Below are 8,971 nucleotides of genomic sequence, written 5' to 3' on the forward strand. Positions count from 1 at the left end.
CCCGGCTGAAGCTCAAAGAGCCTCCGGCTCTGTCCGAAGTACAACAGATGAACAAAGCCATGCAGCACGAGGAATATGCCGAACACCAACCTGAGCAACGGACACCTCCTGTCTGTTGATAAGACGCCTTTTGAGGAGACGACCCGCCGAGATTCCTCTCTGATTACCCGTAGTACTGTTTCAAAACGCTGAGAGCCCTCAGGGTGATCCATTTGCTGGGCTTTCCCTTTTCCTCGATATCGACTTGAAAGCGTCCATTGAAGGTGTCGGCTAGCTTCCATCTACCGGCAGAATCCTGCTTTGACACAACTGCATCGACGGCTTCCTGCATTCTCGCATCCCTGCAGCCGAGCTGTGTCAGTATCCCCAATATCTCCAGCACATCCGTCTGGTACATCAGGGGAAAACCGAATCGCAGCCAGCCGGGCTTGGATACCCGGGCAAGGTCATGACTCCGTTTGTGGACATGGTGGCAGAGGATGAATTCCACTCCCTCTTGGAGTGTGCTTTGAACCTTCACGGGCCTCTGCGCGACCGGGATTTCGGCAAGAGCCTTGAGCGCTTTCACCGCACCCATGTGACAGGTGTGCTTTCCCCAGCAAGGCTCCGCCTTGTCATAAGGCCAACCTGTTGGCGGAGACTCTGCGGCATCATCGAATCGCTGATATTGCGTAATCCAGTCGATTCCCCGCTGAACCCGCGGATCACTCAGGAATCCAAACCGAAGCAAGCTCCACACCATGTTCCCTGTCAGGCATGGGATCACTTCGCTGTGCCTTCCGCCACCCATCTTCACCGCACGATGCATCGAGAATCCACCGCTTTCGATGTCCTGGGAATATTCAAGCAAGAACTCGCAGGCTTTCTGAATCCGTTCATCTTCTCCGTCGGACTGATGCTCGGCCAGGATGATGAGTTGCCATACTGTTCCTTTGTACTTGGCCACATACAGCTTCTCAGGGTCGTCCCAATAGCCGCCCTCCTCCTGTTTGGCCAGAATCTGCGGAACCACTCCCGTTTTCATGATGGCGGCCTTCGCCTTTTGTGCGGCTGCACCATCGACCGGCATGTCAAGGATTTCCGTCATGGTCAGATACCGGACCGACGGATTATCCTCCTCCAACAGCCAGTCCGTTGTATCTGCTTTCAGATATGCCTTCCAATCGCTCATCTGCCTGGCACCTTATGAGCTACAAGATTCGAATAGCTCCGATTGCTGTTAAAAGGTTCAATTGGAATCATTAGACTTGAACTCGTTAATCCAGTTACGCGACTGCTTGAGGAACATATCCCCAAATTCCTCGGTGGGTTCAATACACGCACCCGCAAAGTACTGGTTCCAGCTGAAAATGAGCAGCATATCCGGGTCGCTTTCCAGCGCCATCTCCCAGAATATGTCATACGTAGACTTCCCTGCCACCACCAGCGGGTCTTCATGGCGATCATCCTCGTCCGGCTCAAAGCCATCATAGTAAGGCAGGACGGTAGCGATCCGAGGCTGGGCGGACAAATGACTGATGCTCGCTGTGCGATCTTTCCATGTCCCGATGGCCACCTCTCCGTTCTCGGCATTCAGCCATACCTGCGAGGGGAGTAGAAAGAGTGAATCGAAATCTCCCAATACCGCTGCCTGATCAGAGAAGCCGCAATTGATCACCCAAAAAATTTCTCCGTGCTCCAATTCAATCTCATCCTGGATTTCCGACCAGAAGGCTTCCGGGTATTGGTCGCCCCTGTCATACGGGAAATATGGGGTGGCATGGATGAAAAGTACCGGCTTCCCCCGATAGGAGAGATAGCATGGTGAATCCTTAAGCGACAGGGCAGCATCAATCTTATCGACCATCTTCTTTCTTGAGTCTGCGTCCAAGGTCATCGCACCATCGTCGACAGAGGGTTGATCTATGGCAAAATCATAAACCTCGATCATGGGAACAAAGTAGAAACTCTGTTGTTCGCAGGCACTAACAAACATGCTGTATCTTTCGGGGTAGATGTTGCCAAAGGAAACGACGGCAAAGTCGATTTGTGCCTGCTTCATCAACCGGATATCTTCTCCCATGTAAGCCGGATTGAGATCGTAGTATCCTTCGGCAGGCGTCAGCGTGGATGACAGCCAATTATCCGATTGAATGTCTGGGTCATAAGAAGAATTATGCCACCAGTAATGATAGAAGACACCGACCAGCTTATCCTCCAGAAGGGCTGGCGGAACGACCTCATCTGCAACGGCATTCCGATAGCTCATCCACCCGGTAGATAGCGGAATGGCGACCAAAAGCCCTGCCAGTGACACATTCATCCCTCTCACAATGGCTGTCTTTCCTATTGTCGGCCACGCTTCAGCCACGCGTGTGCAAACATGATCAGAGATGGTGGGAATCATTTGCCTGATCGCCCGATAGGAGATGGACATTGCCAATATCACGGCGGGTGCTGCCAGGAGGCCGCACCCAATGCCCAGCAGGAGATCATGAGAACCGGGAGAAAAGGGCATCCGGTTGACGATTAGCAGTTCGAGTTGAGCCCCTGTCATGTGCATCAGCTTCATGGCGATGTCATAGGGAAGAAGGCCATTGTAGGGGCCGTCTTTGAGGATGGTGGCGCAGACAAACGGGATGACCAGCCATTTGTAATATCGCCGGACGTCAACCCTGGAAAACCACTCGTATGTTCTGTATGTATAGAGCAAGACTATTGCCAATACCACCACAGTGACGAAATACTGCGGATTGGCGACTTTGTTCAGCAGAGTAAAGAGCAATATTGCCAGAAACAGTGCAGCCACCAAGTTATTCTCCTGGTCCGTCCGTTTGATGCGGAAATAGAGGGCGATCATTAGAATGGCTGTTCCCAGCAGCAACGAGAATACAACCGTTATGACCGAGGCGAAAACCTGGGAAAACAAGCAAGACGGCAATTTACTGAAGAGGCTGGCCAGCGTATAGCCACCCGGAGGCCTTGCCCAGTGCATTCCGGCAATCTGATGCGCAAACCCATCGGGGTCTGAGAAAAAGAACGGAAGGCAGACAATCGCAAAAGTCATCACGGCCCAGCCCAGGAAACGCACAGGAACAGTGATACTTCGAGACTTGTTCCATATGTAAACCAGCACAATGGGAAGGAATACAGCCAAGATCGGCTTGATGAGGAGCCCCAGCCCGAAGTATAGGCCACTCCTGTAATACTTTTCTTGCCGAAGCGATAGCAGGCAGAGCAGCAAGAAATTGATCATCCAGATATCGAACATCCCCCTTGCGGCAGCGATCAGGATAAGGAAGGGATTATAGAGTATCAGCTTTTCCGCTCGGGAGGCCGACTCCTGTGAAGATACCCCGGCAACCAGCTTGTACACCAAGTGAGCACAGAGTAGGTTGCCCAGGATGGATGGCATGGCAATGAAGACCCTTTCCACTATCGGATTGCTGCCGAAGAGGAAGAAAAGGGGGCCATACGATGCCGTCATCATCAAGAGAGGGAGAGGAGGGTAAGCATACCACGAAGGCGTTTCCAGAGTGTGATAGGCATATGGCGGAGGGGAACCGATAAATTCGTAAGGGGTTACCCCGTGGAGCAGGTTTCTGACAGATTCGGCGAAGACGAAGCCGTCCCACTGAAGGACAAGAAATGTCGACAGGAATACCTGAATCAGGAAGGAGACAAGGTAATGCTTTCGCCTGCCTCGTAGACTGAAAACCTGCATGTCTGTGGCTCCCGACTCGATTGTAGACTGTTCGTTTTCATCTGTCACGCAGTTGAATGGTTCGCATCCAAATAAAGCGCCGGACAAATTACACAAACTGTCGGGTGTATTATACCACCCAACCCTGCAAATTGTGACTGGCAACCCACGCACCTGTAATGTCAGCACCCGGACAGCCACTCAATCAATCGGCGAATTTGGGTGAGGCCATTGTTGAGATGGTTTTATGCTATAATGAACGGCAAACGAGAGCACAATTCAGCGGAGAGGTTCAGATCATCTCGGGTATCCTGAAAATCAGATCGAAAAGGAGGAGAGGAATGTTCATCGTCAAAGCGATCTTCCCTATCGAAAAAGGCAAAGAGCAAGAGGCGGAAGCCGCATTCAAAGCAATGATGCCCAAGGTTCAATCCGAGCCCGGCACACTCGAATACACCCTCCACCGGGGAGAGAAGAATCCCAGCCGCTTCTTCGTCTATGAAAAATACACCGACAGAAAAGCGTTTGAGGCTCACACGGCCACGCCGCACTTCCAGGAGTTGTCCAAGAAATTAAGTGGTATGGCGGATGGAGCCCCGGATCTGGAGTTTTTTGAACAGATCAGCGCCATCAAGCCGAAGTAGGGAGACGGAAGCAGGGCTGTAAGCAGAACATGGACCAGATGATCCTTGGCTGGGGCATGGTGTCTGCCATAACCTGCCCCAAGAGAACATGCCAATCCAGGTTTCAATTGATTCTGTTGATATGTGCCGATTATCTTCAGTCCCAGGAAATCTATACCATCGGATCGAAATCCCTGTCATCATGCAACAAAGGGAGTTGGTGACTGTATAAGGCCCCTACACAAAGAAAATCTTTTCGGGTGTTTTGGTCAGTGTTTCAACCCCATCTTCTTTCAGCAGAAAGGTGTTTTCAATTCCAATGGCTCCCTCCGGAAATACGAATTTGGGCTCCAGTGCAAAGGTCATATTGGGTCGAAGTTGCATCCGGATACCTTTTGCGAATGTGGGTGCTTCATCCAACTCAAGCCCCACCCCATGCCCTACAAACCGCACCTTATCTTTGCCCATTCCCATGAAATTATCTTCATATCCCATCTCAGCGGCCATTTCAAACGCCTTGTCATAAAGGGTATGGCACTCAACAGCTGGTTTTGCCATATCTTTTAGAGCGTCTTGAATGATGACAGCGCCCTTGAAGGCATGAAGCATTTTCTCGGGCAGACCCCCCAGCACAAACATCCGCGTTTCATCTGCGGTATAGCCATTGACCACGCAAGTGTAATCTATGTAGATGGCCTCGTTGCGCATGATCTTCTTCCATCCGGCGCCGTGCGGATTGTTTGCCGGGGTCAACCCCCATCCTCCAATGGGGCCGTCAAAATAGCTGGGAACTGCTCCGCTTGCTCCTGAGACCAGATTACCAAGATAAAAAGTCTGGTTGAAGGCCCGCATCTGGCAAATCCCACCGTAGCCTCTCCTTCGCATACCGGCCTCAAAAAGGCTTGCCAGTTCGATCTCGGTCATTCCTTCACGCAACATGCCGGGAACTTCCGCGAACACCGCGTCGATAACAACGGATGCCTTTCTTAACAGATCAATCTCCCAGCCAGATTTAACAGCCCTTATATTCTTAACGTCACCGGATACATCTACAAGTTCGGATTGATTGAAAAGTTTCTGGTAACTTAGAACGGTATTGAAAGGTACAATGTCAAGCTCAAATCCCACGACTTTCAAGTTGAGGTAGCCTTTGCTATGAAGAAACGAGGGTATTTCCTTGAGGCTGGTAACACTGGCAATGTGTTCCAGGGGTGACTCTTTTTTTGCCCGATCAAAACTCTTTTTCACCATCAAAACCGGCTCCCCGACTCTCGGGATAAAAAGGTGACAATTTTGAGAGGTGCCGCTCAGGTAAAAAAGATTGGTGTGATGGACGATAATCGCGCCGTCAACGCCGTGTTGATCAAGACTTTTCTGGAGCTTTTTAATTCTGGTTTCAATCTCTGATTGAGGAGTACAAATTAATTCCGACATAGCTGACCCTCACCTTTCTGAGCTCTAACGCTCGGCATAACTGGCGTTGAGGGGTGATATGCTAATCAACCCTTGGTGCCCACAACCTTTCAGCCATTGTAGTTGATGGCCGGATTTAAAGTCAACCGTTGGTAGGGCACCAAACGAATGAAAAACCTACCATCGGAAGAAAAAAATGTTTTTCAAGCTCGCCCCGAAAAGTCCGTGTTGGGTTTCATAAAAACTTATCCCAGAGAGCCATAGCATATTAATTGTGAAATAAAGTCACTTCTTGGGATATATGAGGCTGACACAAGTTTGATTATATGCTTAAATAAAAGAGATGTTTGTGGGCCTCTCGAAAACTATAAGCAGTAATTGAAAAGGAGACCTTCTCATGAGATTTGCTGAAGGAACCACTTCAAAAACACCTTTGATATACTTGTCACTGATGTTAGCTGCCATACTTGTGATCACGGGATGTGGCGGTAGCAGCGATGATAAACAAGACAGTCGCCCCTCTTCAAGCGTTATCCCTTCTGAATCCTCCAGCAGTACTGCTGGAGGCGCTGAGATCACACTGGATTCAGGCGGCTCCATAAGCGTGCCGGCAGGTGCTTTGCCGGAGGGGGCCCAAATCAATTCTAAGCCAACGCAAACGCCGGTGTTACCGGACGACGTAAAGGCGGTGGGTGAAGCTTTAGCTATTAGCGCAACAGCTGCACTGGCGCAACCGGTGACGCTGCGGTTCCCAATCCCGGAAGTAGCGAGTAACCCTGAAAACTTGGTTGTCATTCGGGTGGAATCCGACGGTACCACAACCTTCCTGATGACAGAGGTGGAAGAGGACGAGTTGGTTGCCGTCACTCCGGGATTTTCTACATTTATTATTGGGGACCTGATGCAGAATAATAGGAACTTGGTGGTAAGCGGAAAACCGGAATTAGTGCCTGGTGAACAAACAACGTACCGGATGGATTTAGGAAACCATGTATCGACGATATCAGGTGCAACATGGAAAGTAACCGGTAACGCTTCTCTGGTTTTCTCCGGCGATGTGGCTGCTGTAGTTGAAGCTGGTGAGGAAGAAGGATATGCTGGAATCTCCTATGAGTTCATCGACCTTTTGAAGGGATGGCGCTGGTATGGTTATAAATACGTCAGAATCAGACCGAATAGTCGAGATCCCTTTACAGTGGGCGTAACTACCAGAACGCCGATAATTGGTTTGAGTGATGAAGTAATCGTGTCCGCTGCTGTTTACGGAGAGTTCGAACTACCCATTACCTGGAGTTGGGATTTCGGAGATGGTGAGAAAGGCGGGCCGACCACTACCGGAGCGAAGGCTACAAAATTCGGATTGCCGACGAAGATTTATAAGGACCCAAAAAACTATCACGTCAAGGTTACCGCTGTAGACCACCAGGGGCGTAGCGAGTCCGGGGATGTTATGGTCAGGGTAATTCGCGAAGCGTTAAGCGTCATCATCGAGGGGCAGCAGCGCCTCGAATGGTATGATCCTGGGTTGATTGAACCATACGTGGCCAAGACCGCGGGCGGCAAACTTCCGTATCGCAATATTTGGTTGCTCTCGCCTGGAGGTGAACCGCGCAATGTTACGGAATTCAGTATCACAGAAGGCGTCGCTACCTCAACTGAGCTCATCACATTTTATGAACCAGGAGAGTATCTGTTGAAAGTTGATGCCAGCGATAACAAAGAGGGAACAGCTACTGCGATTCTTCCGATAATAGTTGAGGCTGATGAGGCCCTTCATACTCACATGCTTGATCTTCCGGCGAAGGCAAAACCCAATGAAAGAGTTTCATTCAGTATTCAAGTACGTGGCGGTGTGATGGTCACATCCGGCAAGAAAACTGGCTATACTCTGACTATCGATTGGGGAGATGACAGTAAGCTTCAGGTTGAGAAGGATGTGGGGCTTAAGCGTACCCCATATGAGGGCACAGTCGTTCCTGTCTTTCACACATATACCGAGGCCAAAACGTATCCGGTGAGGGTGGAGGTATTCGATGCCACTGGCAGTTCTGACAACGACACGCGCAATATCGAAATTACCGAGGCTACTCCAGAAGCTTCTCCAGAAGCAGGACTGAAGCGTTTTGTGCTGGCTGAAACCATATTATCCGACCTGCCGGAGCAGCCCATTACCTGGAGAGATCAGTACGGCAACCATTCGGGAACCGCCACTCTCACCGACTGGGAGATAGTCTGGGATGTCAGGACAGCGGGTGCCGGAGGCACTGATGCCGGGGTAAGTATCCTGAAGGTCTATTTCGGCGGGCTGCCCTCTGAGGTGGTTCAGGATCAGAAGATCGAGACAACGGCAACGTGGAACATGACCGTTTCCGGCGACAAGCCGAGATATACAACTGGGGTAATCGAGCTTTATGGGGGAGACCGTTTCCGGCAATTGAAACGTCTTGATGTAGAACAAGAGCCTACCGGTACCTCTACCATGGAATGGTATTTAACCAAGAATAGTGGCGAATTCATCATTAAAGCTAAAGTGCTTGTATATGATAGATATGTCACTATCGAATGGATATACCGGCCGAGTGAAGCTTAACGCTGGAGATCACCGGCTGCAAGGTGCTATGCGAAACGACTCTTTTCTACCGATCCAATTCCTGACGCTAACCCAGACTCAAAAATGGACGCTCTTGGGGTCGATGGTTCATGCCGTTGTTAGAAGCCAATTTGTTTCGAATCATATCTGAGCCAAGAGAACCACGTAGTTCTCGCCGTACTTCTTTGAACATTTAGGACAGGTCGTATAGTAAGAATAGAGTTTCCTTGTGCTTTTACCTTTGGCTTTGACGTATTCATCCATTTCTTTGTGCCATCTGCCCCTATTCTTGTATGACCCTTCAAAAACCTTACTCAGGAATGTTCCGGAAAGTGTCGCCATCGTGGCTCCCGGAACAACCTTGGTAACTGAAATATAGATATCCGCTCCCCAAAGGGAATTCTCATCCGACAGGACGATCATCTCTTCTGGTTTTGCAGCTGCGGTTTCGATGAGAGGTACATTTCTCTTCATGACTGCTGCAAAGTTCAGTGGGATATGGAATACACTCCTCACTCTGGCAGTCACAAATTGTTTAAGTGGGTATGCACTTTACTCAACCGGCCACAAAATGTAGTATGTAGGCATGGAAGAGTCTGTTCATCCTGTTTCTGGCATTGATTATCCCGGGACATTCCAGGAATTTGACCGATGGTTTACCAG

General features: G+C 50.0%; 6 protein-coding genes. 2 read left to right on the plus strand and 4 right to left on the minus strand.

Annotated elements, in window-relative coordinates; genetic code table 11:
• Window positions 1-163: 163 nt before the first annotated feature.
• On the minus strand, window positions 164-1,171 hold the full coding sequence (locus PHV74_12795; GenBank protein ID MDD5095235.1) for a nitrogen fixation protein NifH: 1,008 nt from the start codon (window positions 1,169-1,171) through the stop codon (window positions 164-166).
• A gap of 57 nt (window positions 1,172-1,228) precedes the next feature.
• The gene (locus PHV74_12800) at window positions 1,229-3,751 is read right to left on the minus strand and encodes a hypothetical protein (protein ID MDD5095236.1); all 2,523 of its coding nucleotides are present in this window, start codon (window positions 3,749-3,751) and stop codon (window positions 1,229-1,231) included.
• Between the two features lie 272 nt (window positions 3,752-4,023).
• On the opposite strand from PHV74_12800, the gene PHV74_12805 reads away from it, so the two are divergent.
• Window positions 4,024-4,326 (plus strand): putative quinol monooxygenase, encoded by a 303-nt coding sequence (locus PHV74_12805; GenBank protein ID MDD5095237.1) that lies wholly within the window; start codon window positions 4,024-4,026, stop codon window positions 4,324-4,326.
• A gap of 216 nt (window positions 4,327-4,542) precedes the next feature.
• On the opposite strand, the gene PHV74_12810 is transcribed toward PHV74_12805, so the two are convergent.
• A complete protein-coding gene (locus tag PHV74_12810; protein MDD5095238.1) occupies window positions 4,543-5,739 on the minus strand; it encodes a Xaa-Pro peptidase family protein in 1,197 nt (398 codons plus the stop codon).
• A gap of 376 nt (window positions 5,740-6,115) precedes the next feature.
• On the opposite strand from PHV74_12810, the gene PHV74_12815 reads away from it, so the two are divergent.
• Window positions 6,116-8,308, plus strand: coding sequence for a PKD domain-containing protein (locus PHV74_12815; GenBank protein MDD5095239.1), 2,193 nt, complete (start codon window positions 6,116-6,118; stop codon window positions 8,306-8,308).
• 141 nt (window positions 8,309-8,449) lie between these two features.
• On the opposite strand, the gene PHV74_12820 is transcribed toward PHV74_12815, so the two are convergent.
• Window positions 8,450-8,782, minus strand: coding sequence for a hypothetical protein (locus tag PHV74_12820; GenBank protein ID MDD5095240.1), 333 nt, complete (start codon window positions 8,780-8,782; stop codon window positions 8,450-8,452).
• Between the last annotated feature and the right edge of the window lie 189 nt (window positions 8,783-8,971).

It is taken from the genome of Dehalococcoidia bacterium (genome assembly GCA_028711995.1).
Classification (GTDB): domain Bacteria; phylum Chloroflexota; class Dehalococcoidia; order SZUA-161; family SpSt-899; genus JAQTRE01.